Source organism: Pseudomonadota bacterium, assembly GCA_023229365.1.
Taxonomy (GTDB): Bacteria; Myxococcota_A; Polyangia; order JAAYKL01; family JAAYKL01; genus JALNZK01.
The window spans coordinates 170,617-191,767 of the sequence record JALNZK010000002.1 but is presented as its reverse complement, the minus strand read 5'-3'; the positions used below and the strand labels follow the sequence as shown (position 1 = coordinate 191,767).

Annotated in this window: 35 protein-coding genes; 22 read left to right on the top strand and 13 right to left on the bottom strand. The window is 39.5% G+C overall.

Going from position 1 to position 21,151, the window contains the following annotated elements; translation table 11 throughout:
• Nucleotides 1-48 precede the first annotated feature (48 nt).
• Together M0R80_02305 and M0R80_02300 are read left to right on the top strand one after the other, a co-directional pair.
• Nucleotides 49-957, top strand: a complete 909-nt coding sequence (locus M0R80_02305; protein ID MCK9458460.1) for a hypothetical protein — start codon at nucleotides 49-51, stop codon at nucleotides 955-957.
• 99 nt (nucleotides 958-1,056) lie between these two features.
• Entirely contained in the window at nucleotides 1,057-2,253 is a 1,197-nt protein-coding gene (locus M0R80_02300) for a DNA recombination/repair protein RecA (GenBank protein MCK9458459.1), read from the top strand.
• Nucleotides 2,254-2,286: 33 nt separating this feature from the next.
• Here M0R80_02300 and M0R80_02295 read toward each other — a convergent pair whose 3' ends face one another.
• Both M0R80_02295 and M0R80_02290 read right to left on the bottom strand, forming a co-directional pair.
• Complete coding sequence (locus M0R80_02295) at nucleotides 2,287-2,760, bottom strand: hypothetical protein (GenBank protein MCK9458458.1); 474 nt, start codon at nucleotides 2,758-2,760, stop codon at nucleotides 2,287-2,289.
• Between the two features lie 32 nt (nucleotides 2,761-2,792).
• Nucleotides 2,793-3,569: a hypothetical protein gene (locus M0R80_02290; protein MCK9458457.1), complete on the bottom strand. Its 777-nt coding sequence runs from the start codon at nucleotides 3,567-3,569 to the stop codon at nucleotides 2,793-2,795.
• Nucleotides 3,570-3,664: 95 nt separating this feature from the next.
• Between M0R80_02290 and M0R80_02285 the strand changes: the two genes are divergently transcribed.
• The 4 genes from M0R80_02285 (at nucleotide 3,665) to M0R80_02270 (ending at nucleotide 5,544) form a co-directional block, all read left to right on the top strand.
• Nucleotides 3,665-4,579 carry an amidoligase family protein gene (locus M0R80_02285; protein MCK9458456.1) on the top strand — a complete coding sequence of 305 codons (915 nt, stop codon included), beginning with the start codon at nucleotides 3,665-3,667 and terminating at the stop codon, nucleotides 4,577-4,579.
• Nucleotides 4,580-4,582: 3 nt separating this feature from the next.
• On the top strand, nucleotides 4,583-5,032 hold the full coding sequence (locus M0R80_02280; GenBank protein ID MCK9458455.1) for a hypothetical protein: 450 nt from the start codon (nucleotides 4,583-4,585) through the stop codon (nucleotides 5,030-5,032).
• Nucleotides 5,033-5,036: 4 nt separating this feature from the next.
• Nucleotides 5,037-5,204, top strand: a complete 168-nt coding sequence (locus M0R80_02275; GenBank protein ID MCK9458454.1) for a hypothetical protein — start codon at nucleotides 5,037-5,039, stop codon at nucleotides 5,202-5,204.
• Nucleotides 5,205-5,265: 61 nt separating this feature from the next.
• Nucleotides 5,266-5,544: a hypothetical protein gene (locus M0R80_02270; protein MCK9458453.1), complete on the top strand. Its 279-nt coding sequence runs from the start codon at nucleotides 5,266-5,268 to the stop codon at nucleotides 5,542-5,544.
• Here the strand turns inward: M0R80_02270 and M0R80_02265 are convergent.
• Entirely contained in the window at nucleotides 5,523-5,807 is a 285-nt protein-coding gene (locus M0R80_02265) for a hypothetical protein (protein ID MCK9458452.1), read from the bottom strand. The two genes, M0R80_02270 and M0R80_02265, sit on opposite strands and share 22 nt — an antisense overlap.
• Before the next feature lie 11 nt (nucleotides 5,808-5,818).
• Here M0R80_02265 and M0R80_02260 point away from each other — a divergent pair, with 11 nt between their 5' ends.
• The 3 genes from M0R80_02260 to M0R80_02250 all read left to right on the top strand — a co-directional run bounded on the left by M0R80_02260 (nucleotide 5,819) and on the right by M0R80_02250 (nucleotide 7,425).
• Complete coding sequence (locus M0R80_02260; protein ID MCK9458451.1) at nucleotides 5,819-6,076, top strand: hypothetical protein; 258 nt, start codon at nucleotides 5,819-5,821, stop codon at nucleotides 6,074-6,076.
• Between the two features lie 113 nt (nucleotides 6,077-6,189).
• Nucleotides 6,190-6,357, top strand: coding sequence for a hypothetical protein (locus M0R80_02255; protein ID MCK9458450.1), 168 nt, complete (start codon nucleotides 6,190-6,192; stop codon nucleotides 6,355-6,357).
• A 3-nt stretch (nucleotides 6,358-6,360) separates the two neighbouring features.
• Nucleotides 6,361-7,425, top strand: a complete 1,065-nt coding sequence (locus M0R80_02250) for an AAA family ATPase (protein MCK9458449.1) — start codon at nucleotides 6,361-6,363, stop codon at nucleotides 7,423-7,425.
• A 65-nt stretch (nucleotides 7,426-7,490) separates the two neighbouring features.
• On the opposite strand, the gene M0R80_02245 is transcribed toward M0R80_02250, so the two are convergent.
• Nucleotides 7,491-7,847, bottom strand: coding sequence for a DUF192 domain-containing protein (locus M0R80_02245; protein MCK9458448.1), 357 nt, complete (start codon nucleotides 7,845-7,847; stop codon nucleotides 7,491-7,493).
• Nucleotides 7,848-7,915: 68 nt separating this feature from the next.
• On the opposite strand from M0R80_02245, the gene M0R80_02240 reads away from it, so the two are divergent.
• Complete coding sequence (locus M0R80_02240) at nucleotides 7,916-9,970, top strand: DEAD/DEAH box helicase (GenBank protein ID MCK9458447.1); 2,055 nt, start codon at nucleotides 7,916-7,918, stop codon at nucleotides 9,968-9,970.
• Nucleotides 9,967-10,218: a hypothetical protein gene (locus M0R80_02235; GenBank protein ID MCK9458446.1), complete on the top strand. Its 252-nt coding sequence runs from the start codon at nucleotides 9,967-9,969 to the stop codon at nucleotides 10,216-10,218. The genes M0R80_02240 and M0R80_02235 overlap by 4 nt, the downstream gene beginning before the upstream one ends.
• Here M0R80_02235 and M0R80_02230 read toward each other — a convergent pair.
• From M0R80_02230 to M0R80_02215, 4 genes are read right to left on the bottom strand one after another with little or no spacing between them, the layout of a single operon-like run.
• Nucleotides 10,184-10,600 (bottom strand): hypothetical protein, encoded by a 417-nt coding sequence (locus M0R80_02230; protein ID MCK9458445.1) that lies wholly within the window; start codon nucleotides 10,598-10,600, stop codon nucleotides 10,184-10,186. The genes M0R80_02235 and M0R80_02230 overlap by 35 nt on opposite strands.
• Nucleotides 10,597-10,950: a hypothetical protein gene (locus tag M0R80_02225; protein ID MCK9458444.1), complete on the bottom strand. Its 354-nt coding sequence runs from the start codon at nucleotides 10,948-10,950 to the stop codon at nucleotides 10,597-10,599. Before M0R80_02225 ends, M0R80_02230 begins: the two co-directional genes overlap by 4 nt.
• A 15-nt stretch (nucleotides 10,951-10,965) precedes the next feature.
• Nucleotides 10,966-11,604: a hypothetical protein gene (locus tag M0R80_02220; GenBank protein ID MCK9458443.1), complete on the bottom strand. Its 639-nt coding sequence runs from the start codon at nucleotides 11,602-11,604 to the stop codon at nucleotides 10,966-10,968.
• Nucleotides 11,588-11,923, bottom strand: coding sequence for a hypothetical protein (locus tag M0R80_02215; GenBank protein MCK9458442.1), 336 nt, complete (start codon nucleotides 11,921-11,923; stop codon nucleotides 11,588-11,590). Before M0R80_02215 ends, M0R80_02220 begins: the two co-directional genes overlap by 17 nt.
• Before the next feature lie 57 nt (nucleotides 11,924-11,980).
• On the opposite strand from M0R80_02215, the gene M0R80_02210 reads away from it, so the two are divergent.
• The 6 genes from M0R80_02210 (at nucleotide 11,981) to M0R80_02185 (ending at nucleotide 14,805) form a co-directional block, all read left to right on the top strand.
• On the top strand, nucleotides 11,981-12,367 hold the full coding sequence (locus M0R80_02210) for a DUF5664 domain-containing protein (protein ID MCK9458441.1): 387 nt from the start codon (nucleotides 11,981-11,983) through the stop codon (nucleotides 12,365-12,367).
• A 61-nt stretch (nucleotides 12,368-12,428) separates the two neighbouring features.
• Entirely contained in the window at nucleotides 12,429-13,034 is a 606-nt protein-coding gene (locus M0R80_02205) for an endonuclease VII domain-containing protein (GenBank protein MCK9458440.1), read from the top strand.
• 9 nt (nucleotides 13,035-13,043) lie between these two features.
• The gene (locus M0R80_02200) at nucleotides 13,044-13,577 is read left to right on the top strand and encodes a hypothetical protein (protein ID MCK9458439.1); all 534 of its coding nucleotides are present in this window, start codon (nucleotides 13,044-13,046) and stop codon (nucleotides 13,575-13,577) included.
• 29 nt (nucleotides 13,578-13,606) lie between these two features.
• A complete protein-coding gene (locus tag M0R80_02195) occupies nucleotides 13,607-13,885 on the top strand; it encodes a hypothetical protein (GenBank protein ID MCK9458438.1) in 279 nt (92 codons plus the stop codon).
• Nucleotides 13,882-14,151 carry an HPr family phosphocarrier protein gene (locus M0R80_02190; GenBank protein MCK9458437.1) on the top strand — a complete coding sequence of 90 codons (270 nt, stop codon included), beginning with the start codon at nucleotides 13,882-13,884 and terminating at the stop codon, nucleotides 14,149-14,151. Before M0R80_02195 ends, M0R80_02190 begins: the two co-directional genes overlap by 4 nt.
• Before the next feature lie 3 nt (nucleotides 14,152-14,154).
• On the top strand, nucleotides 14,155-14,805 hold the full coding sequence (locus tag M0R80_02185) for a TIGR02452 family protein (protein ID MCK9458436.1): 651 nt from the start codon (nucleotides 14,155-14,157) through the stop codon (nucleotides 14,803-14,805).
• Here M0R80_02185 and M0R80_02180 read toward each other — a convergent pair.
• Complete coding sequence (locus M0R80_02180; GenBank protein ID MCK9458435.1) at nucleotides 14,787-15,431, bottom strand: hypothetical protein; 645 nt, start codon at nucleotides 15,429-15,431, stop codon at nucleotides 14,787-14,789. The two genes, M0R80_02185 and M0R80_02180, sit on opposite strands and share 19 nt — an antisense overlap.
• Nucleotides 15,432-15,462: 31 nt before the next feature.
• Between M0R80_02180 and M0R80_02175 the strand changes: the two genes are divergently transcribed.
• Together M0R80_02175 and M0R80_02170 are read left to right on the top strand one after the other, a co-directional pair.
• Entirely contained in the window at nucleotides 15,463-16,668 is a 1,206-nt protein-coding gene (locus M0R80_02175) for a CCA tRNA nucleotidyltransferase (protein ID MCK9458434.1), read from the top strand.
• Nucleotides 16,653-16,967: a hypothetical protein gene (locus M0R80_02170; protein MCK9458433.1), complete on the top strand. Its 315-nt coding sequence runs from the start codon at nucleotides 16,653-16,655 to the stop codon at nucleotides 16,965-16,967. The genes M0R80_02175 and M0R80_02170 overlap by 16 nt, the downstream gene beginning before the upstream one ends.
• Here M0R80_02170 and M0R80_02165 read toward each other — a convergent pair.
• The 4 genes from M0R80_02165 to M0R80_02150 all read right to left on the bottom strand — a co-directional run bounded on the left by M0R80_02165 (nucleotide 16,964) and on the right by M0R80_02150 (nucleotide 19,631).
• A complete protein-coding gene (locus tag M0R80_02165) occupies nucleotides 16,964-17,542 on the bottom strand; it encodes a hypothetical protein (protein ID MCK9458432.1) in 579 nt (192 codons plus the stop codon). The genes M0R80_02170 and M0R80_02165 overlap by 4 nt on opposite strands.
• Complete coding sequence (locus M0R80_02160) at nucleotides 17,539-18,195, bottom strand: TnsA endonuclease N-terminal domain-containing protein (GenBank protein MCK9458431.1); 657 nt, start codon at nucleotides 18,193-18,195, stop codon at nucleotides 17,539-17,541. The genes M0R80_02165 and M0R80_02160 overlap by 4 nt, the downstream gene beginning before the upstream one ends.
• A 195-nt stretch (nucleotides 18,196-18,390) precedes the next feature.
• Nucleotides 18,391-19,197: a hypothetical protein gene (locus M0R80_02155; protein MCK9458430.1), complete on the bottom strand. Its 807-nt coding sequence runs from the start codon at nucleotides 19,195-19,197 to the stop codon at nucleotides 18,391-18,393.
• The gene (locus M0R80_02150) at nucleotides 19,194-19,631 is read right to left on the bottom strand and encodes a hypothetical protein (protein MCK9458429.1); all 438 of its coding nucleotides are present in this window, start codon (nucleotides 19,629-19,631) and stop codon (nucleotides 19,194-19,196) included. Before M0R80_02150 ends, M0R80_02155 begins: the two co-directional genes overlap by 4 nt.
• A 142-nt stretch (nucleotides 19,632-19,773) precedes the next feature.
• On the opposite strand from M0R80_02150, the gene M0R80_02145 reads away from it, so the two are divergent.
• The 3 genes from M0R80_02145 to M0R80_02135 all read left to right on the top strand — a co-directional run bounded on the left by M0R80_02145 (nucleotide 19,774) and on the right by M0R80_02135 (nucleotide 21,108).
• Nucleotides 19,774-20,193, top strand: coding sequence for a hypothetical protein (locus tag M0R80_02145; protein MCK9458428.1), 420 nt, complete (start codon nucleotides 19,774-19,776; stop codon nucleotides 20,191-20,193).
• A gap of 36 nt (nucleotides 20,194-20,229) precedes the next feature.
• Complete coding sequence (locus M0R80_02140; protein ID MCK9458427.1) at nucleotides 20,230-20,523, top strand: hypothetical protein; 294 nt, start codon at nucleotides 20,230-20,232, stop codon at nucleotides 20,521-20,523.
• 396 nt (nucleotides 20,524-20,919) lie between these two features.
• Nucleotides 20,920-21,108 (top strand): hypothetical protein, encoded by a 189-nt coding sequence (locus M0R80_02135; protein ID MCK9458426.1) that lies wholly within the window; start codon nucleotides 20,920-20,922, stop codon nucleotides 21,106-21,108.
• Nucleotides 21,109-21,151 lie beyond the last annotated feature (43 nt).

Below are 21,151 nucleotides of genomic sequence, written 5' to 3'. Positions count from 1 at the left end.
ACTTTCTAACTTTTTTAACTTTTTTAACTTTTTTAACGAGGTGTAACTATGGCTATGGATTTTTCAGGAATCAAGAAAGAGGCAGGGAGGCTTGCGAGTGGTGGTGGATTTGGGCAAAATCTGGTAAAAATGCCCGATGGTAAAGGGGTTCTAGTCTTGAGACTGTTGTCTAACCCCAAATTCAATGCAGTCAGCGGTGGCGTTTTCGTTCGCACACGCATTCACATGATAAACGGCAAAAACATTCATTGCCCGAGAGAATTGGGTGATGATGGTTATTGGCGTGGTCCTTGCCCAATTTGTGAGTATTACTCACTACTTTGGAAGACTTTGAAAAACAAGTCACCCGAAGAGCAAGAGCATGACAAAGCTGTTGCCCGTGCGATTAAGCCTATTGAACGCTATTACTACAACGTAATCGTTCGACAAGAGCAAGATCAAGAAACTGGTGCGATGCTCACCAATGTTGGCCCCAAGATTTTTGGTTGTGGCAAGACATTACATGAGATCATCATTGAGAAACTCTCAGAATCATGCGATGTTACAGACCCACAAAATGGCATGGATTTCCGTGTGGTCAAAAACATCAAAAAGGGACCGGACGGAGAATACCCGGATTATGTGAAGAGCAAATTCGAGGAACCATCCGTGGCAGGAACTCCTGAAGAGGTTGCAAAATGGGCTGCATCGTTGCACAATCTCTGTGATTTGCGTAAGCTATTGCCTTACGAAGAGTTGCTTTTCAATTTGAGAGTCCATTTCGGAATGGAAAAGGACAATTCGGTTGGTTTCGACGTTAGAGAATTTGCTAATGCAACCGCAACCACTACTGTAGGAACTACAGCCGTTGCCAAACCAACTGTAACGACTGAAGAGCCTGAGATGCCTGTAACTGTCGGTGGCGGCGATCAACAGCTTGCTGACGACGAATTTGCTGCTGGTTTGGAAAACCTCTAATCGGTAATCTTTATAGCTCAAGCATCAACGAATGATGCTTGAGCTATTTTTCATTATTCATATCAGCTTAGTCTGAAAATATATATAAAGGTAAAAATTATGGCAAAAAAGAAAGCAGAAGATTTTTTTAGTATGTTAGCTACCGCAACAGGTGGCGAAGTGTTCAAAGATTCCGGCAAAGTCAATTATTACATCGATACAGGCAACTTTGCATTAAATTATATTTGTTCTGGCAAATTTATTACTGGTGGTATTCCTGGCGGGAAAATCATTGAAGTCTACGGACCAGAAGCAGCGGCCAAATCTCTTGTGGGTTTTTGTTGCTTAGGTGGTGTTCAACGCTTAGGCGGAATTGGCATTTACGAAGATGCAGAGCGTGCAGGAAATGCTGAATTCGCTGAATCATGCGGACATTTAGACTCCAGTCAAATGGTTACACATTATCCGCCAACGATTGAAGAATTCGGCAGAAATGTATTAAAGACTACCAGAGTGATTCGTAAAGCACGCCCCGATGAACCAATTCTTTATGTGTGGGACTCAATCGGTGTGGCCATGACGGATCGAGAATGGAATGAAATTAATTTGCCCGATAAACCCACTAAAGAACAGGTCAAGGAAGCGGGCGGTAATGAGCGTCCTGGTGAAAGAGCCAAAGCATCAGGAAAAGTGTTGCGACAACTTTGCCCATTTATTGATGACAACAATGCAACTATGTATGTTGTCAATCAAGAGCGGTCAAAGATTGGTGTGATGTACGGTCCTTCCAAAACTCAGGCTGGTGGTGGCGAAGCATTGAAATATTATGCTAGTTGCCGATTGGCCTTAGCCGCCAGAAAGAAGATTGTGCAAAAGAAAACCAAGGTGGTGATAGGAGTTAATTTAACGGTTAGGAATGAGAAGAACCGAACTCATAGACCGTTCCTATCGACCGAAGGTATTCAAATTTACTTTGATGGTGGCATTAACCCTGTTGGCGGTTTACTGACAATTTTGATAGGTGCGGGTCGTGTTGAAATGTCTGGCAAAGGCACTTACAAAGTATGTGAGCCTTGGGCTGGTGGCAACACAGTCACCTTCAAGGCCAGTAAGGTAAGAAACGATGTTCCTATTAGCTTGCTGATGGATTGTCCAGCTTTAGTGGATGCGACAAGCACCGAAGAAGTAAAGGAATATTTGAGCCATTTTGAATCCGCTTTGCAAATCAGCAATGGAGATTCAATTGAAGAAGAGCCAACCGATCAAGAGGATATCTTGAATGCAGTGATTGGTCATAAAGACGAAGACGACGAATAGAAGGAATGTATTAAAAAATGAACACGAGTATTTTTATTCGTGTTCATTTTTTATTTTATACTTGCCGCCACCAATTTTTTCTATAACATGTCCTTCGGCCACAAGTTCTTGGCGTACTTTAGAAAAATGGTTACAGAAACATGCGGTAGTTAATTTGAATTTATGAAACTGTTGCATAATGTTTTGTAATTCTACTGTTTCGCCTCTTAGCAGAGCTTCTCGTATATGTTGTTTAATTTGAGAGGCTATTTTAATAAACCGTTGTTTGATTGCAATTTTTGGCAGTTTGTATTCAAGTATTTCAAATGGTGCGGTTGAATTATAACCAGAATCGCAAAGGGCAGGTGCCAAGGCTTCTAATGATAGAATTTCTGGGTTATCTGCCTTTGCTATGGCTATTTCTGCTCCGAATACTTTGGAAAATTCTACCAATTGATTTAAATAACGCTTTTGTGTAAATAGGTTACGATTATCACTGGTGGTAATTAATAAACAATCTTTAAACATAGTATGTCTCCTGTTTATTTAATTATATCAAATTAACACAAGAAATCAATATGCTGCTGTCTTATTGGGCAATTTAGATTTTTGGAAGGGTGTATAATACTAGTCAAGGGGGTAACATCATCTAATTCTATATTCGGTATATAACGAACTGCGTACCGTTCACAGGTGCTTCCATAACCTGATATTTTTAATGGATTTGCATAATCAGTGAGGTTGTCTACCGGACCAAAAGCACCAGCCGCTGTTGGGTAAATGATTTCTTCTACTGTAACATGTCCAAAATTTGGAAAGTTATAACCATTGTTTGTTTGATTTAATACTTCGTTAAAAAAATCAAAACTCATCAATTGTTGAACACAATTATTAGAATAAAAATTAACCGCACCCAGCATATATTCAGCTTGTAATTCTGGTTTGTTGAGAATTTTTCTCGGAAGATCGCCATCAGTTTGACAACCAGCAATACAATGACAAAATCCTAAATTGGCACAATTGGACCTTTTTATCAAATCTTCTTTAAAAAAATCATTTAAATACAAAACATCATATTCAATATAATTGTACCAATCTGCATTTGGGTATTTAGCATAAGCATAGTTCATGCCAATGGCAATGTTTTTATAAGGGGGTGCATTGAAAGCCCCTTTGATAAGATCAATGTTTTGAAATGGAAAATTTTTAAACGCATCCCAGTTTCTTTGGTCTACTACTACTACAATTTTATCTGTAACCCATTTTTTTACTGATCCAATTGTGTGTTGTACTAATTCTGGGTCTGTATGTACGTTAATAATGGTGACTATATTCATACATTATTTAGATTGATTTTTTTAGAAAATAATGGTAAAGTAAAGATATGGATACTACACATTTGTCATTCGAAAATTGCCATCGAAGATTCGGTGTGGAAATTGAGGTCAATGCTTTAGACAGCAGAGATTTTATCAATTATCCATTATCTGACGGAGAAATCCCTGAGGGTATCGATTATATAGGCGAAAGTATGTCAAGATTGTTAAAAGAGCCGGTTGCCATTAAGACATGGCATTATACTCACAATAACAATCAATGGGTTTTAAAGTCAGATAGAAGTTGTGGCATTGAGATTTGTTCGCCTGTAAGCAATGGCAGATATGGACTCAATAAAATTTGTGATGTATTAGATGTGTTAAATCACGATGATAGAATTCCCATAGATCATCGTTGTTCGTTACATGTTCATGTAAATGTCTCCGATTGCAGCCGTCGAGAGATAGCCTCTATTTTAGGATGTTGGATTAAAGCCGAGCCTGTTTTCATTGATGCTCTTCCTGCTTATCGTAAAAAGAGTCGTTATTTTCAATGCATTGGTGCCAGCAATTTGATTGGGCCGATGCTGGAATCTGGCGATGTTTTAGAACGGTTGTTAGGCACGCACAAGTATATGACCATCAATACTTATCACAAGATGAAGAATAATAGGCCAACAATTGAATTTAGAATTATGGGCAATGAGGGCTGCCGATGCACAGAGATAGGTAGAAATTGGATTATTTTAGTAATGCATTTTGTGGAGATGGCCAAGAAGAAGCAATTATTCAATAACTATGCTAATTTGTGGTCTGGTTTATTGTGGGATGATCCTCGGCAAGTAATGGAGCTTTTGGGGTTCATGGGCGACTACGAATTGTCAGAAGATTTAATCAGTGTACGAAGGTGGTTTTTAAAGAATCTAAAGCTTCGAATCGGCAAAGGTACAGGATTTTGGAATATGGAAAGCAGGGGATTTGCTGCAAAACAGGTGCAGGATATTATTTCAGAATTACGGCTGGATATATAGTGTATGAAGAAGCTAGATGACGCCATAGATACGCTGAGAATGATGGGAGATCATTTGATCCCATATAATTATCCAAAGAATGACCCTGCACTTGAGGATTATATTGGTTTATTTAAAACTATTTTAACAGAGGTCGATGGCTACACGGTCAGGGTACATTTCAATAAAATGGACTATGACACCCACTTTGTTGAGACTTGTCAAATGAGTGGTGAAAACATTCCTTTTTTACCATTCCCTGTTGTGGCAAAAATAGGCCAGAAATTTTTAGGGTCCAGCCATTTATCATTGATTGAGCAAGCCATTAGGGGAAAAATGTATTGGTGTTGGGCCATTTGTACAGATGGCACTGGTCGCCCGATGCCTTGGATGCATCCCATGAAAACGCATTCTCGGGAATATAATGGTTTTGAGTTTCAATTCGTAAAACCTGGAGAAGTGGACTTCCACTAATATCATGCACAATATAGTTTTAAAAGTTTTAGAGGCGATTGTAGGATTTATTATTGTCGGTGCTGCCGTGGCTGGCTGGCATTTTTGGGGAGTTGAGCCAATAATCGCTATAATAGTTGGTGCTGGTGGCTTAGGAATGATCGGACACGCTTTTAATTACCAAATTTTGTAATTAATAACCTTTCTTGATTGGTATTATGTGTAAATACTGTATACCAAAAGGGAGGTACAAAATGACAAAGAAAGACAAACTTCAGCACCTTTTAATCACGTATCTGTTAAAAGAGGGGCAAGTTGAATTTACCTTGCCGAGCGGAGTGAAATTAGAAGTAGGCATCACCAAAGAAAACAAACATGGCATACAAAAAACCGATGATTATTGCTACGTGGTTGCCTCCCAAGATGATAGGGTTATGTCGATGGATGACTATAACATGGAGTTACAATTTGGTAGAAATCGTGTGTTTTTTGATGATGAAAATGCAGACAATCACATTTTTGCTGTTGTCTGATGAATTAGTTCATCATTTACCAATAAAAATTCACTAATTATATTGACAGAAGCCGCATTATAATTTACAATATACTCTATCCAGATGATAATACCCTTTAATGAAAGTTCAAAACGGGTGATGCGGATAGATGTTACTTTTCCTTTTATGCTTAGTTGCTCATCAGCAAGTATTGCAAGATGAGCGAATAGTTGTCTGGGATCAATAAATGAAGACCAATTTTTTATTCCCAATTTTTCAAAATTTTGTTTATCTATTTTCATGAGGTGGTTTGATGAAATCTAATGTAGTATCAGAGTATGTGCGACGACTTTCCGATGATACTTTGTTTGAGTTGCGAAACCGTATACGACAAGATTTGGAGGGCGACAAAGCCGCAGTATGCAATATTCTGGCTCAAGACAAAGAAGTAGATCGTTGGTTGCTTAAAGCAACTAATGCTGAGGATTTTTATGAAATGATGGATCAGGTCGAAGAGGCAGTTATGAGAGAGTATGGTCGAAGAGACCAAGAAAAGCCCAGAAGAAGATAAGAGCAGGATGCTAAGAATAAATTGTGTGATACCCAACTGTAATGACCACTATTGGGTATAGATAGGGTGGGGAGGCATTTTCCTCGCCCTGTTTTTTTTGAAGGAGAAGAGGTATGCTTTGGACAATTTTGGCAATTGTGTTTGGAATATGGTTTCTGGGTTTTGCGGGGCTGTTGGTTTTTGCCGCAAGCGAGCAGCATATGACCTTTAAAGAAAAGGTATACATCGCAGCACTTTGGCCATATGTTATTTGTGTGCTGTGGCTATCAACGAAGGGGTAAAAATTGAATTTAACACAAGAACAAAAAAATATTATCGCCAATCTCATACAATTTAAGAAGCCTGTTCAAACATTGGGCGGGTATGCTGGAACTGGCAAAACGACACTTATTTCTCAATTGGTCAAAACACTGCCTCATTTTGCCGTGTGTGCTTTTACCGGCAAAGCAGCCAGTGTTTTGAGGCAAAAAGGAGTTCCAGCCAGCACAATTCACAGCCTTATTTACCATCCAATGGTAGATGATGAAGGGCATTTGATGCGTGACCATCACGGCAATCCAATCTTTGCCAGAGTGCCTTCTTTAGATGCTTCTGGTATTATTGTAGATGAAGCATCTATGATTAGTAGGGATTTATATGAAGATTTGGTAAGCTTCCATATTCCTATTATTTTTGTGGGCGACCACGGGCAATTGGAGCCAGTGGGCAAGGATATCAACCTTATGGCCAAGCCCGATTTTGTGTTAGAAACTATTCATCGTAATGCTGGTGAGATTGCTCGCTTCTGCGAATTCATCAGAAATGGTTATCGACCTGCTGCATTCCGACCATCGTTTGAAGGCAAAGTGCGGTTTCTTAGTCGTTTTCAAGCTGATGCATACCTTACAAAAGTGGATCAAATTATTTGTGCATTCAATAAAACCAGAGTGCAATTAAATAAAAAGACAAGAGGGTTAAAGGGATTTACTGGAGATTATCCACTGGTTGGTGATCGAGTAATGTGTCTTCGCAATAATCGAAAAATTGGATTATTTAACGGCATGCAGGGTGATTGTAAGTTTCTTTATACAAAGAAAAATCGGATGCATTTTAGAAGTGATGAAGGCACGCTTTTTGATGTGATTTTTGATCCTTCGAATTTCAATGTGGAAAAATATGAACTTCAAGGCAACAAAGACGATCCTGATCCATTTGATTTTTGCAATGCTGTTACAGCACACAAAGCCCAAGGCTCAGAATGGCCTTCAGTTATGGTTTTTGAACAACGGGGTGGACAGTGGGATCACGTTAGGTGGGCTTATACTGCTGCCTCTAGGGCTCAGGAAATTCTTTATTGGGTAGCAATGTAATTTAATGCCTCTATTGCTTTTGCTCTTATGCTTGGGTCAAAAAGCTGGGATAAATGTAGCATACTTTAGCTTAGTATGAAGTCATCCAATGATTTGCCAATATCTTTTTGTGAAAAAAATCCGGTAGAAACTTCCAAAGCATAAACAAACTCTTGTTTGCAGCCAATTTCTTGTGTTTGATTGGCTTGTAATTGTCGAATATCAACTAATTTTTTATTGATATCAAAGAAACCAATTTCTATGGGAAAGTTTACGTTCTTGTTCCAAAATTTTGATTTTGACGGGGCTTCATAAACAAAAAGGGCACCTTCGTTATGTTTTAATGGCTCTTGGTGCATTAGGCCCTGAGCATGCTCAGGACCAGTGGTAGCCACAAAGCGAAGATGCACACGTTTTTGAATGGATTCGAAGAATGTTCTCATTGACAAAGTTATATATCGTGGTAGAATGATTTCTTGCCACAACTACAATCAATAGATAAAGAGATTTAATGCCACCTGTAATTAAACTGAGCGATCAAAATGAATTAGTAAATCCAAAGGACTTCCTATATGGCAAGTTTCCTTTTGATAAGTTCAACCCTGTTCAATCAAGAATCTATGAGATTTACGACAAACAAGCCAACGTAGTGGTTGCATCCACAACCGCTAGTGGCAAAACTGTTTGTGCGGAAATTATTGCTTCTTATGAAATCAGAAAGCATGGTGGTAAGATTGCCTATTTGGCACCCATGAAAGCTTTGGCTAAAGAAAAGACGGACGACTGGGGAGATGCAGACCATCATTTTGCTGACTTAAAGGTAAGTATCTGTACTGGGGATTATCGACTGACCCCGCAACGAAAAAAGGAATTAGACGAAGCCGATATCATTATTTTAACACCAGAAATGATGAATAGTCGAATCCGCAATTATGCCTCTGAGCATAATGAGTGGTTGAAGTCTATTAAGGTGCTAATTCTTGACGAAGCACACCTGCTCACGGTTCCTGGCCGAGGAGATCATCTTGAAGTTGGTTTAATGAAGTTTTGCGAGATAAATCCAGATGCAAGAATAGTTGCTTTGTCTGCTACGATTCCTAATGCCATCCAAGTGGCTGAATGGATTTCATATATTCTCACTGGCAAAGAAACATATTTGATTGAATCTGATTATCGACCCATCCCTTTGGGTGTGCATTATACAACTTATGAAAAAACAAGAAGATATGAGTCAACAGAGGAGGAGAAGGTTAATGCAGCACTGGAAATTGTTGAAACTCATCCTGATGACAAATTTTTAATTTTTACACACACAAAGCGAACCGGACAGTTGATGAAAACCGCCCTAGAGAAGTCGGGATTTCCTGTTCAGTTTCATAACGCTGATTTACTTATGGAGGATAGACATAAGTTTGAGAATGAATTTAAAACAAACAAAGATTTTCAAATTCTGATTGCGACTTCAACTCTTGCTTGGGGATGTAATACACCGGCACGTCGAGTAATTATTGTTGGGGTGCATCGAGGGTTGGATGAGGTTCAGCCTTATGATATTTGGCAAATGGCAGGAAGAAGCGGAAGGCCAGGATATGATGATCGTGGGGATTGTTACATTTTGCTCCCCTCAGAACATTCTGAATGCCAATATCATATGAATCGGCTTACCAAAAATTACAAGGTGGTTTCTAGACTATTGGATTATGTAGGAACGCCTACTGATCCTCATTATAAAACCTTGGCTTTTCATTTGGTATCGGAGATTCATCACGGTGGCATTAAAACAAAGGATGATGTAACTCTTTGGTACAAGAGGAGTTTGGCCAATTTTCAGACGCATGGTTTGGATGAAAAGATTATAGAGTCTACTTTGAATTTGTTGTTGAAATTTGGAGCAATTAAAGAAGTAGATGGAGAATACAAATGCACTTCTATTGGCATGGTTTCCTCCATGTTCTATTATTCACCATTCGATGTGGCCGACCTTCGCAGTAATTTCAATACTTTATTTGCAACAAACGCAGAAGACAATGACATAGCGATGGCTGTAGCATTGGGTAATGTTGACTCTATTCGGATGGGTATTGTGAGTCGGGCTGAAAAAGATGAAATGGCAGTCTGGATGAACAAAGCAAAAATTGCTGAGAAGATATTTGGAAAGCAATTTCAAGATACGGTCTGGAAAGGGGCGTATTGCTATTTTTGTTTGATGAATGGACTGCCGCTGGGGGTGTTCACTGGAACTGCTCGTAATTTGCAGTTTGATTTCCCTCGATTGTCAACAGTGATTCAAATGATCGATCAAATGTCTGGCAAATGGGGAAAACAAGGTTGCCTAAACGCATTACAGAAAAGGATGCAATATGGTGTGGCTGCTCATTTGGTTCCATTCTGTGAGTTGAATAATGTCGGTAAGGTCAGAGCAGAGAAATTATGGCAGGCTGGATTTAGAAATTATAATGACGTTTCTCGTGATGTTGACAGGGTTCAGGCAATTTTGAAGATGAGCCGAGCCAATATTGAATCGATATGTAATCAAGCTAGATTAATGTCAATGGGGCTAAAATGAAATATGAACTAACGGTTGTTAAAGGCAATAATGCTTATTGCCCGATGTGTTATGATGAAATTAATACTCCACCTTATTCTGTCAAAAAGCATGAGAAGGGAGTAAAGGAATCTGCTTTGCCTAAGGGCACCACGGTTTTAAAGATAGAAACTGGAAGTGGTAGCCGCAGCACTTCAAATTTTTTGTGCATGAAACATGCCCGTGAAATGCGGACTACTTTGAATGACTGGAATTTATGGGTCGAATAGAGCGGATTGCTCTGTCAGTAAAAAGAACAACTTCTTTTCCGTTTTTGACGCCAGAATATCCTTTTTCAAGAGCCAACTTCATAATCATAGTATTTTTATACATTGGGCTCATCATTTTGAAGTGAGGATCAATTGGCAGCAAATCCTCATCCTTGACGCTTTCTACATCGAGTATTTGCGAGTCATCAATTTCTATGGCCAAAATTGTTTTCTTTGGCCCGCTAAAGCCATTGAAGTAAGTTGGGTTTGGTGTAAGGTAGAATCCTCTGAACATCCCGCTTTTATAGCGATCTGGGTCGATGCCATTTTTTAGGATAGATTCGGCGTTTTCGGGTGTGGTGCCGTGATAGTATATGGATTCAAGCCATTGTTTGAATTTCATGGGTTTGCTGGATTGATACCTCTCCATCCTTTTACAAAGTTTTTATTTAGGAAGACACCTGCTGATGTAGGTGCCCAATATTTGCCTGGGCCGAAGTCTTTTCTTCGTTTGCGATCTCGACTTCGATCCATTTTTGCACACCATGCACCACGAACTGTGCTTTTTTTCCAATCAGCAAACAATCTTTCCAATCCTTTGTAATCATAATCTTGAGGGGATTGATTGGCACTCCAGCGTTGGCGAAGCCAGCAATAGAAATCACTTGCTTGCCCTTCGTATTCTCCAACAAAGAAAACGTCTTGAAAAGCATCCCAAGCCGCAGCATCTTCTACAAATTGTCTAAAACTCATAGAAGTATATAGATATTACGTCCACAAATAACCAGTCAGATTGACTATTCTGTGCATCCTTGCTAATAATGCTTTGTGTTGATTGGCTTCTAATTTGTTGAGTGCCATTAAACAATCGTGATAAATTTCTTCATCTTCGGTGGTTTTAAAATTTTGCTCCCATTTATAAAGGGTTTCGCCGTAGAGTCCAGCCATTTTTTTATCATCGTCTTCTTCCCATCGGTCAATTGGCTCGTGTTTTCTGGCTTCTGCCCAAAGAATTTCTTCTACCTCTTTATATTCTTTCATATAAACATTATGCCACCAATCATAAAGTTCCTGCATTTCGTCACGAACATTGACCATTTTGCCGGGGTCCAATGGAAGGCCGCTACCGGGATCAATAGAATCGTCTTTTACCACACGAATCTTGTGATCGGAAGCTTCCCAATCCACATGCCCAGGCGAGCACTCTTGTTCAATGAATTGAGATAATATCTCAAACATCATATGGGGCAGCATTTCCATTCTGTCGCACCAAGTATAAGGTAAATAGCGAGGCTTGATAACTGTGGGGCGAGTCCAAATAAAGGACTTGAAGCGATACCACATTTGCCAAGGTCGCCAATCATACGGCACTATTTCCCAGTATTTGTATTTAATTTTTTCGAACATCTTTATCCTCGGGAGAGAAAAAGTTTTTTGGATATTGCATTTTTACAACGCCGTTTCCCTTAGTTTGTTGTCCAGTTTCTGGGTCTTCTACCCACCATCGGACTTGTTCAATTTCTGGCTTAAATTGTTCTTCAACAATTTTCCCTGCTTTTTCTTCAAGAGCAGTAAACTTATTGTTGAAAAAACACTTATCATCGGGGTCAACAGGAATGTTGATGCGTTCACCTTCGGATAAAATAACCACTCTGCATATGCTGTTGTTTCGATCAAATAAACTACAATTTTTACAAATTGGTTTTAATTTTTTCTTTTTTAACATATTGACCTCTGCATCACATTATAGTATAGTATGTAGAGATTACAAGTGAGGTTTAACATGAGCGAGACACCAACTAAATTCGACAAGGTAATGGATTCAGGGGCTAGACAAGAGTTTGGCACCGGGGCTGTTAGGGACACCCAAGATGGCAAGGGAAGGTTTGATTTGTTGCCATATTATGCGATTACCCGACTGGCACAACATTTTGAAAACGGGGCTAGGAAATATGGAGATTCAAATTGGGCAAAGGGTATTCCCCTGAGCAGGTATTTGGATTCTATGCTTCGGCACGCATTTAAATTTACAGCAGGACTACAAGACGAAGATCACCTGAGTGCGGTGATTTGGAACGCTTGCTGTTTATTAGAAACTCAAGAGATGATAAATGCGGGCATTTTGCCAAAAGAACTAGACAATCTTCCAAATATTTTGAAAAATAGATGAAAAAATATTTCTGCCAATTACTATATAATACATAAGGCAAACAATTGGCAGAAGGGAAGTTGTGTTAAAGAAAATTAAAAACAAACAGGGTGGATTGAAGCAAGATATAAAAGCCAGTAAAATGTGTTCTGTGCATAGCGATAGGCCAGTTTGGGCAAGAGGGTTGTGCAAGAGTTGTTATGACAAATGGCTTAAGCAAAATAATCCAGAGTATTTAAAGAAACAGAAGGATAATTGTGTAGAGTGGACCAAAAAAAACAAGCAACGCAAGAAGCAAGTTCAAAAAGAGTGGGTAGCCAAAAAAGACAAAGACTACAACCATATCAAAAAACTCAGACAGTATGGGTTGACTATAGATGATTATAGTTTTATGCTTGAGCAACAAGGCGGTGGGTGTGCTATTTGTGGTAAGCCGCCTAAGGAAGGCAAGCGATTACATGTAGATCACGATCATAACTGTGGAAAAATTAGAGGGCTGTTGTGCTTTAGGTGTAATTTTGGTCTTTCTTATTTCGCTGAGGATTATCAAACTCTACAAAGAGCTTCGGAATATATACGCAATAGTGCCATAATGGGTGATATTTTAGAACAAAGAATGGAAGAGCGGGAAGTCGTAAAAAACGCACAACAAGAAAAAGTGCAGTCTATAATCGCAAGTAAAACATAAGGAATAAAAATGCCATACATCAAGAACGAAAATAGATCGAAGTACGATGCAATAATTGCAAAGGTGATGGGGCTAATTCCCAGTAATGAATCACCAATGATACAAGCCACTTTGGTTGCCACTTTTTCAAGCAGTTTAGTACGTGAAATAAAAAGATTGGCTGACCCGAAGTTTCCTAATACCACTATAACTGGAATGGGAGCAAAGCTAAAAGAATATGCCACTGAATTAGCAAGAACCCTTCCAGCCAACAAAGAGGATATGGCTGGTGACTTGAATTATAGCCTATCCAGTTTGTGTTGGGGACTAACAGGTGATGCTCCAGGTAGACCCCCGGCGAGATATTGTATGCGATCTTTTATAAAGGGAGCATTGTGGCGAGCGGTGATGAGTCAGCGAGAATTTTACACCCCAGAAGAGTGCATTTTCTTTCTTGGCGTTTTTACAGATGTAATTGACGAAATGTATAGAAGAAGAACTGCACCCTATGAAGATTTGGCAATAGAAAAATCTGGGGATTTGTGGCTGGAAACACCAGCATAACAAGTATAAATAATCTGCAAGGAGGTGCCATGCAGCAAGTTTGTACTAACAAAGATTTTTTTATCCTCCAGGCTAAAATAATGCAACATGCAATTGAGGAGGATAAATGGTATTTATCTGAAGAGCAACACAAGGATGTGGGGTGGGAATTTGCCGAAGAGCATTTTCTAAAGCTATACGCATCAGGATTTAATGCTGGCTATCGGGCTTGTTATTGTGCTTTGCATTGTCCTTATAGAAGAGATTGTTTACAGGCCCAAAGGTGGATAGAAGAAGATCATTCTCAAAATAATAGGTGGACAGAGTGACAAAAACCCTTATTTTAACATATCCTTGCGGCTTACATGCTCGACCATGCACAGCGTTGGCAGCGTTAATTAAGCCATTTTCAGCTAAAGTAATACTTGTACATAATGGCGAAAGAGCACATGTTAGCTCTGTGTTGGAAATGCTTTCTATGGGCATTCAATCAGGCAGCGAAATAATTTTTGAGGCAGAAGGTAATGATGCTGAAAAGGTATTGCAGGAGATTGGAAATTTTATTCATACATTAAACACCAAAGAACATTGGTAGATTATGATTCAATTATATTCAGAGGGGTTCTCATTTGTGCCATCTCCTGTGGTGGAGCAGACACAATTCTCAGTTGTTGATAATGACACATTCACAACAGCCGCTGAGTTTGACCACGCTTGTTGTTTAAATTTTGCTTCTCATAAGCGTCCTGGTGGGGGCTACGAATCAGTTCGCAATTTGCGTATGCCGATTCGCACTCAAGAAGAAGACCTTTTTCGTCGTTCCAATTTGCCAGAATTGTTAGATATTCCTGAGATTCATAAATACTATCCTCTTCCTCGCAATGGACTAGATGCTATATATTGCTCTAATGTGGTGGTGAATAAAGACAAGCAATTAGACCCTGTTGATCCTTATTCGGTAGCTGTAATTTCCATGCCAGCGGTGGTTAATCCCGAGCCAAAAGACACTTTGCTGATTGTGAATCGTATTCGTCGCATTCTTGAAATTGCCGCTGTTCACAACCACAAACATTTAATTCTTGGAGCATGGGGATGTGGAATATTTAATAATTCTCCCGCCATGATTGCTACTACATTTAAGGTGTTTTTGAAGGGTGGTGAATTTGACAAAGTGTTTGAAAACGTAGTGTTTGCCATCCCAGGGAAAGATTCAGAGAATCACAAGATATTTCAGGACATTATTGCGTGAATTTTTCTTATCATTGACGCAGGAATAGTCTCTTCTACTCTTATTTCAAAGCGACCAAATTCTTTCTCCATAAAATCGTGAACATCTGGCTTAGATTTCAAGGTTGCCCAGTAGTCTAATGCATCTTTATATCGTTGTGCTAAATCATGATATGTATTCATCCATTTAGATGGGATTTCTACTTCTAATACTACAGGATGAGATTCTTTGTAAATGGGAGGTATAATTTCCTGCATTTTTGGCAAACCTCTTTTTTTGCTTTCAATTACATTGATAGCTCGCCAAATGTCAGCCGCCATTTCTCCCCCAAATTTATGGGTGGATTTTGCGTAGTTTTTTGCATTCTCGAATTTGGGAGTTAAATAAATTACGTTAGCTATTTTGTTGTTTGGTTCATTAGCTCTTGATGAAATTGCGTATTTGTGAATCCATTCCATTAATTGCGGGCTTGCGGCAACTCCATATGATTTGATTATTTTAATAGCATATGACTCTAAACACTCATCAGGTGGCACCAATCCATTCGTTTTAATAATTGGAAGCAAGGCACTAGAGGTGCCGTGATATAATTCCACGGTATCTTTAAATTCGTACCATTTGTGCTCTATCCAATTTCTAAAGTTCATTTTATATTATATATAAGGTATGGTTAGTTTTATGCAATTTTTAGAAAGTAAAGAAGTGCGAATGCACCTGTCAATCAATTTGCCAGAGGATATTCATGTTATTCATAGAGTATTTAAAAAATCGGGCAAACATCTATATTTGGTGGGAGGTGCAGTACGAGATGCAGTATTGGGAAAACAGCCCAAAGATTTCGATTTAGCCACGAATGCACAGCCCACAGAAGTAATGGAAATTCTTAAAGCTGGTGGCATTAACCATACCAAAGGTGCTGTAGGAAATCAATTCGGGGTGGTTATAGCCTCAATTGGTAATGAAGATTATGAAATTGCCACTTTTCGCAAGGATTCTGGCAGTCGTCAAGTAGCTGATAAATTTTCCCATATCCAAGACGATGCCGAAAGAAGAGATTTAACAATCAACGCTCTTTATTATGATTTAGACAGTCATGAAGTGGTTGATTTGGTTGGCGGATTACAAGACTTGAAAGAGCGACGTGTTAAAACTGTGGGTGATCCCGACCAACGGTTTGGCGAGGATGCTCTGAGAGTTTTAAGATATGTGCGGTTCTATTGCCGTGTAAATCATGGCGACATCAGAGGCATTGATGAAGCAACTCGTGCGGCTATTGAAAAACGAGTCAATAATGGGCTGGCAAGCGATAATGGCGTGGCTGTGGCACCCGAGCGGGTCAGAGACGAATTTATTAAGGGTTTAAAATCTGCTAAATCAGTTGTGGGTTATGTAAGTCTCTATCATCAATTAGGATTGTTGCAAAAATATGTATTTCCAGGGTTAGTGGTCAGCCATGATTATGTGGAGACCAAGAATCCTGTTATATTGGTTGCCCATCTGTTGCGGCTCAATGATGTGGAAAAGATCAGAAGAAAATTAAATCAATTAAAATACACTAATGATGAAGTGGACAATGTGGTGTATTTGGTCAATTTGCTTCATTTGCCCAATATTCAAGATAAGCTAAAAGAGCATCCTGCCTTCTTGTGGAGTCTGAGAAAAGGGCAGCGGGATATGTCACCTGAGGATTTGGAAGCATGGAGTCAGTTGCATGGTCTGGATACTCGTGCTATTCAACAGTTGCGAACACACCAATTGATGAACAGGGATGAAGTTCCAGGGGCAGCCGAATTACAAGGCAAAGAAATTGGGCAACATATTATGCAACATAACACCAAGGAAATGTTGCGTAAGATGGGATTTAGGGAATGGCTAAGATCATGAACGCTTTAACTTATGACTTTAATATAGTTGTTGACCATCCACCCGCCACTGAAGTTGAAAAAATTAATGCATTGCATTATTTCATCAAAGGGCGTTGTGGTTTCAGCACCACCAAACTCAGAACTACCAGTGATATTGCCTCTACTTTTTATTGTATGCCAAGTTTTGAGGAGCAATTAGAAACAGGATTTGGAGAACGGCGATTGGAGCTTGTGATAGATAACACAATAGAGCCAGATACAGTATATTTAGAAAGCAAAGAAGGTGTAGAGACTGTTATTTTTATTGATGGGTTTTAAGATAAGGCTGCTGGTTTGTTTCCTTGCACCCATTGTCCGTTTTCTTCTGTCCAATATCCAGTTAAAGGAAATAGTTGAGGGTTAGCATAGGCGGTTCTTAAAATGGGTATTTCATTTTCCACATCACGATCATCGATTGTTGCTTTGCCAATCATTCTAGGTTGCCAATAGGTGTTAATGCCACTGCCTTTGCTTACGTTGTGGCCCATTATTTTGTCGCCAAATTGTTTCAAATCTATTACATTTCTATGTTGGACAATTTTAGCTGATACAATTACTCTGGCTGTGTCTTCCATTCTTCCTGATGTTCCATCAGCATTGCTGTGAGCCCCGGCAGCAAATCTTTGAGCTACGGCAAAATCCAAAGTCCACGGATCGAAGGGTTTTGCATTGCTTTTAAAAGATTGTGAGAGAATTTGTCGAATGGTCATTTTTCGCAAATCTTTATGGATTCTAAACCCTCGGTAAATAGTAGTACCAACAGGAACGTGCTTAATGCAGGCATCCCAGACTTGCATTGAAAAATTCGGCTCAACTTGTGGACGATTCTGTTCCAACCAGATGCGAAAAGTCATTTCTTTCCAACCCTTTTCTTTAATTGATTGATTCCCTTCTCTGTCATTACAATAAATTCCCATCCTCTAGCTTTACACATTTCATTAGCTGCATGCCATTTATTTTTATTTTGTTGTAAAGAGGTTTGATCTGATGGTTTTATTTCCCAAACCTCTTTACGCCCATCATTAAACACCACCAGAATGTCGGGATTGTATTCGTGCTGAGTGCCTTCCCAGATGTAGGGAACTTTAAAAGGCTCTGCTTCATAAGCGGCTACTTCATTCATTTGGTCCAGACATTCGAATACAGTTTCTTCCCAACCGCTTCTAAAATAAAATTGCTTATTCATTTTTGTAGAAACATACCAACCCTCTTTAAATCTTTGTTTTTTCTTTTTTGCCGTTCCTTGGGCGGTAAAATCTTTCCATACAATAGCTTTCATTTGTCTGTTTTTGGGCAGGGGCTGAGAAGGGTGACGTGCTTTAAAATGATGAACTAAATCCCTAACGCAACATTTGCAATAGAGCAAAGGACAAAGCACATAATCTCTGCCTTCTTGGTGTTTTTCTTTGATGTGCTCTGTCATTTCGTTGAGTTCTAAGAACTGCACTCCACAGACAAAACACTGGTACTTTCTTACGTCTTTATTGTTTTCAAATGGCAATGTCATATTGATATATATATTAAAAGGAGGCCGAAATGGCATATTTTCTTTTAATTGTGTTGTTGATATGGATGTTACTTGGATTTATGCAATTTTGTAGAGTGAGTTGGCAATGTGGTGTGCCGAAGAGTTTGACAGAATGGGTTTCTTTTTTATTTTGTTTTTTACTTTGTTTGGCTTTGGGGCCGATAGCGTTTTTTGCTATTTAGCCCACTTATATTTGCCGGTGCTGTTGGGAATGTCTTTATATCCTGTCCTGTGAAGCATTTGTTGAGCTATAAAATCAGTTGGCTCTAGCCACTGTCCTGGGTTTTCCCACTTATCCGTTTGTTGATTCCAAGCTTTATAGAGTTCTATGGATTGTGGTGGTATCTCGCCTTCGTAGGCGATAGTGTTTAAGCCATGCAGACTTTTTTGCCATGTTGTAGCACGAGACTCTTCATCAGGTCTGATTTTTTGAGGATCAAGTTGTTTGGTGTTAATTTTCAACACAACAGGAACATCGCCTGTTCCTTTTTTGGAAGCGTCGTAAGCGGCCAATCTGGTAGCTGCTCCAAAAGTTGCAGATAAGTAAACATTATTAGGGTTGGTAAGTGGAGCACTCATTGGCTCTGCCCCATATTCTCCACCACTCGCAATTAGGGGTTTTAAGCCATCTTCTTTAATGTGTTCCCAGCGATGGAGGGATGTGCCGTGATACATAAATTGTGGGAGTGTATCTTTAGGGGCAATAGGTTCTGAGCTATATAAGAATTGTTGTAATGTTCCTGGTGACCAACCATCAAAATCCAAGGGCTTGTTTGCTAAATGTGGCTTTTGTCGCAGCAATATCCTTAGGGCTTTTTTCAACATCGGATGATAGGGGCTTTGGTCAATGCTGATATGTTTATTAGAAACGTATGCGGATATCATGCCCCTATCGCCAAGTTGTCGTGGAGTCCACTTGGGATAATATGTATCCCATTCTATAGCACCCTCTTCTCGCTCTAAAAATAGCCTAAAGTTCATTTTTTGTCTTTTAATTGTTGGATGCCTGGAGCCGCATCAGGAGCTTCTGGGTGCGGATTATCATCGTCAGAAAGAACGGTTTTTATCTTATCTGTATCCGAAGTTAATCTGGACAATTTATCATATGCTTCTTCTTGGTCCAATATTTTGATTTTGGTCAAATCAGTATGGGAAAATAGACTTTCTGTTTTCTCTCCCTTTAGGGCTCTATTGAGGTTTAATCCGCTGAAATTAGCTTCTTTAACCCAGTCATTATCTTCGGGGTCTGGGTTTTTCATGCGGGCAAACATAAGTCGGCTCTCTTCGGGGGCACCAAAAATTTCTTTGTTTTTTTCAAAGAAGAAAACAAAATCATTGGAGCCTAACATAGCTTTTATTTGCTCTTTGTTGTTTTGGGCTTTTTCTTCGACAAAATGTTCAAATGTTGTGTTCATAGAGGTATATATCTTTATAATGACATTATCTTTTCGACAATTTATGGAACAAGGACCACCCCCGCCACCTGGAATGGGAGGGATGCAAGGAGCACCGCCTATGGGAGGAATGCCGGGAGGAATGCCGGGTGGAGGCCAACCAATGCCCGACTGGAATAATTTAGCTTATGAATTAGGTATTGAGCCTAACGATCTAAGAGGGCAGACGTTCGTTGGATCATGGATCGGTCCCTCTGGCGGAAATCTTTCTAACTTGCGAGCTTTTACCGTAAAAGCTGTTGATAATGACGGAGAAGAAATTAAGGGAATGAAAATTGATTTCTTGCCCACTACAAAAGCGGGAACTAAAGGACTACGAGATTTAACAGGCAGGCAAGGAATGAAGTGGAAAATTGTTCCCCAAGGTGCCCGAGCCACTAAACGAATACCGCAGTATGTTGATTATGACTGGTTCAAAAAAGTCATGTTCCAAGATAAGGCAACTGGTCCTGGTGCCGGTGGTGGAATACCTGGAAGTCTACCCGGTCCAGGCGGCATCCCTCAAGCAACCCCTATACAATAGCTTGACATTTATGGCTAATTATATTACAACAACAATATGATTGGCTATAAATTATTTCGAATGCGTAAGAATGGCACTCTTGGCTCTCTTTTCATTAATAGAAAAGCCATTATTCCCATAGGTCAGTGGATAGATGCCAAAGAGTACCCAACTAAGGGGTATTCATTTCGTCCTGGTTGGCACATCGCTTGTGCCCCTTGTCCCCATCTTTCCATGAAGGGCAGGCTGTGGTATAAGGTTGAGTTCAAGGATTATTATGAATTCAAACGGCCTGCTGGACAAGGTGGAAAGTGGTATATTGCTCAAAAAATGAGGGTTTTAGGAAGATGAGATGGTTGATTAAAGATTACGCTCGCATCAATCCAGCAAGCCGCAGGTATTTGCGTGATGCAACGCCTGACGACAAAGAGGATTACATGCATGCGGCTGCCAATGAATCAGACCCCAGGAAGGGTGATTATTTAGCCATCGCTCTGTACTCTGGCAATAATCTCTTGGGTTGGGCGATGTGTGATTTCCGACTATCTAAAAACAGCAAGTGTCTTCGCACTTATGTTTATGTGAAGCGGCAGTATCGCAGAAAGGGCTATGGCAGTCGATTGATGCAGAAGGCTAGAGAGATAGCCAATCGGAGAGGCAGATATTTGCGTGTGTGTCCGTGGAACAAAACAAGTAAGAAATTTTTCCAGGCGGTAAACATAACTACTTCGGAGGTAGCCCCTGGATATGCTCTCTATAAACTTTAAAAATTGGATTGAAAAAGAAATTATAAAAGAAAATGCAACTGGCACGAGTTGCATAGCTGTTTTTGCTAGACCTTCTTTGCCAATGATACAAAGAAAATTCCCGCAGATGTTTAACACTGATGAAGATGATTTTTTCAAAAAGAAAAAGAAAAAGAAGTTGACAAAGTAATTTATATGTGATATTATATATTTAATACTAATAGGGCGAAAGC

Excerpts from the sequence above, each read along its gene's own strand:
- M0R80_02155 (MCK9458430.1), bottom strand. The coding sequence starts at position 19,197 with ATGAACTTTAGGCTATTTTTAGAGCGAGAAGAGGGTGCTATAGAATGG.
- M0R80_02145 (MCK9458428.1), top strand. The coding sequence starts at position 19,774 with ATGCCCGACTGGAATAATTTAGCTTATGAATTAGGTATTGAGCCTAAC.
- M0R80_02200 (MCK9458439.1), top strand. The coding sequence starts at position 13,044 with ATGCCATACATCAAGAACGAAAATAGATCGAAGTACGATGCAATAATT.
- M0R80_02240 (MCK9458447.1), top strand. The coding sequence starts at position 7,916 with ATGCCACCTGTAATTAAACTGAGCGATCAAAATGAATTAGTAAATCCA.
- M0R80_02195 (MCK9458438.1), top strand. The coding sequence starts at position 13,607 with ATGCAGCAAGTTTGTACTAACAAAGATTTTTTTATCCTCCAGGCTAAA.
- M0R80_02180 (MCK9458435.1), bottom strand. The coding sequence starts at position 15,431 with ATGAACTTTAGAAATTGGATAGAGCACAAATGGTACGAATTTAAAGAT.
- M0R80_02235 (MCK9458446.1), top strand. The coding sequence starts at position 9,967 with ATGAAATATGAACTAACGGTTGTTAAAGGCAATAATGCTTATTGCCCG.
- M0R80_02210 (MCK9458441.1), top strand. The coding sequence starts at position 11,981 with ATGAGCGAGACACCAACTAAATTCGACAAGGTAATGGATTCAGGGGCT.
- M0R80_02175 (MCK9458434.1), top strand. The coding sequence starts at position 15,463 with ATGCAATTTTTAGAAAGTAAAGAAGTGCGAATGCACCTGTCAATCAAT.
- M0R80_02150 (MCK9458429.1), bottom strand. The coding sequence starts at position 19,631 with ATGAACACAACATTTGAACATTTTGTCGAAGAAAAAGCCCAAAACAAC.
- M0R80_02300 (MCK9458459.1), top strand. The coding sequence starts at position 1,057 with ATGGCAAAAAAGAAAGCAGAAGATTTTTTTAGTATGTTAGCTACCGCA.
- M0R80_02295 (MCK9458458.1), bottom strand. The coding sequence starts at position 2,760 with ATGTTTAAAGATTGTTTATTAATTACCACCAGTGATAATCGTAACCTA.
- M0R80_02290 (MCK9458457.1), bottom strand. The coding sequence starts at position 3,569 with ATGAATATAGTCACCATTATTAACGTACATACAGACCCAGAATTAGTA.
- M0R80_02225 (MCK9458444.1), bottom strand. The coding sequence starts at position 10,950 with ATGAGTTTTAGACAATTTGTAGAAGATGCTGCGGCTTGGGATGCTTTT.
- M0R80_02135 (MCK9458426.1), top strand. The coding sequence starts at position 20,920 with ATGCTCTCTATAAACTTTAAAAATTGGATTGAAAAAGAAATTATAAAA.
- M0R80_02170 (MCK9458433.1), top strand. The coding sequence starts at position 16,653 with ATGGCTAAGATCATGAACGCTTTAACTTATGACTTTAATATAGTTGTT.
- M0R80_02270 (MCK9458453.1), top strand. The coding sequence starts at position 5,266 with ATGACAAAGAAAGACAAACTTCAGCACCTTTTAATCACGTATCTGTTA.
- M0R80_02260 (MCK9458451.1), top strand. The coding sequence starts at position 5,819 with ATGAAATCTAATGTAGTATCAGAGTATGTGCGACGACTTTCCGATGAT.
- M0R80_02165 (MCK9458432.1), bottom strand. The coding sequence starts at position 17,542 with ATGACTTTTCGCATCTGGTTGGAACAGAATCGTCCACAAGTTGAGCCG.
- M0R80_02265 (MCK9458452.1), bottom strand. The coding sequence starts at position 5,807 with ATGAAAATAGATAAACAAAATTTTGAAAAATTGGGAATAAAAAATTGG.
- M0R80_02215 (MCK9458442.1), bottom strand. The coding sequence starts at position 11,923 with ATGTTAAAAAAGAAAAAATTAAAACCAATTTGTAAAAATTGTAGTTTA.
- M0R80_02230 (MCK9458445.1), bottom strand. The coding sequence starts at position 10,600 with ATGAAATTCAAACAATGGCTTGAATCCATATACTATCACGGCACCACA.
- M0R80_02275 (MCK9458454.1), top strand. The coding sequence starts at position 5,037 with ATGCACAATATAGTTTTAAAAGTTTTAGAGGCGATTGTAGGATTTATT.
- M0R80_02160 (MCK9458431.1), bottom strand. The coding sequence starts at position 18,195 with ATGACATTGCCATTTGAAAACAATAAAGACGTAAGAAAGTACCAGTGT.
- M0R80_02140 (MCK9458427.1), top strand. The coding sequence starts at position 20,230 with ATGATTGGCTATAAATTATTTCGAATGCGTAAGAATGGCACTCTTGGC.
- M0R80_02245 (MCK9458448.1), bottom strand. The coding sequence starts at position 7,847 with ATGAGAACATTCTTCGAATCCATTCAAAAACGTGTGCATCTTCGCTTT.
- M0R80_02185 (MCK9458436.1), top strand. The coding sequence starts at position 14,155 with ATGATTCAATTATATTCAGAGGGGTTCTCATTTGTGCCATCTCCTGTG.
- M0R80_02280 (MCK9458455.1), top strand. The coding sequence starts at position 4,583 with ATGAAGAAGCTAGATGACGCCATAGATACGCTGAGAATGATGGGAGAT.
- M0R80_02220 (MCK9458443.1), bottom strand. The coding sequence starts at position 11,604 with ATGTTCGAAAAAATTAAATACAAATACTGGGAAATAGTGCCGTATGAT.
- M0R80_02305 (MCK9458460.1), top strand. The coding sequence starts at position 49 with ATGGCTATGGATTTTTCAGGAATCAAGAAAGAGGCAGGGAGGCTTGCG.
- M0R80_02255 (MCK9458450.1), top strand. The coding sequence starts at position 6,190 with ATGCTTTGGACAATTTTGGCAATTGTGTTTGGAATATGGTTTCTGGGT.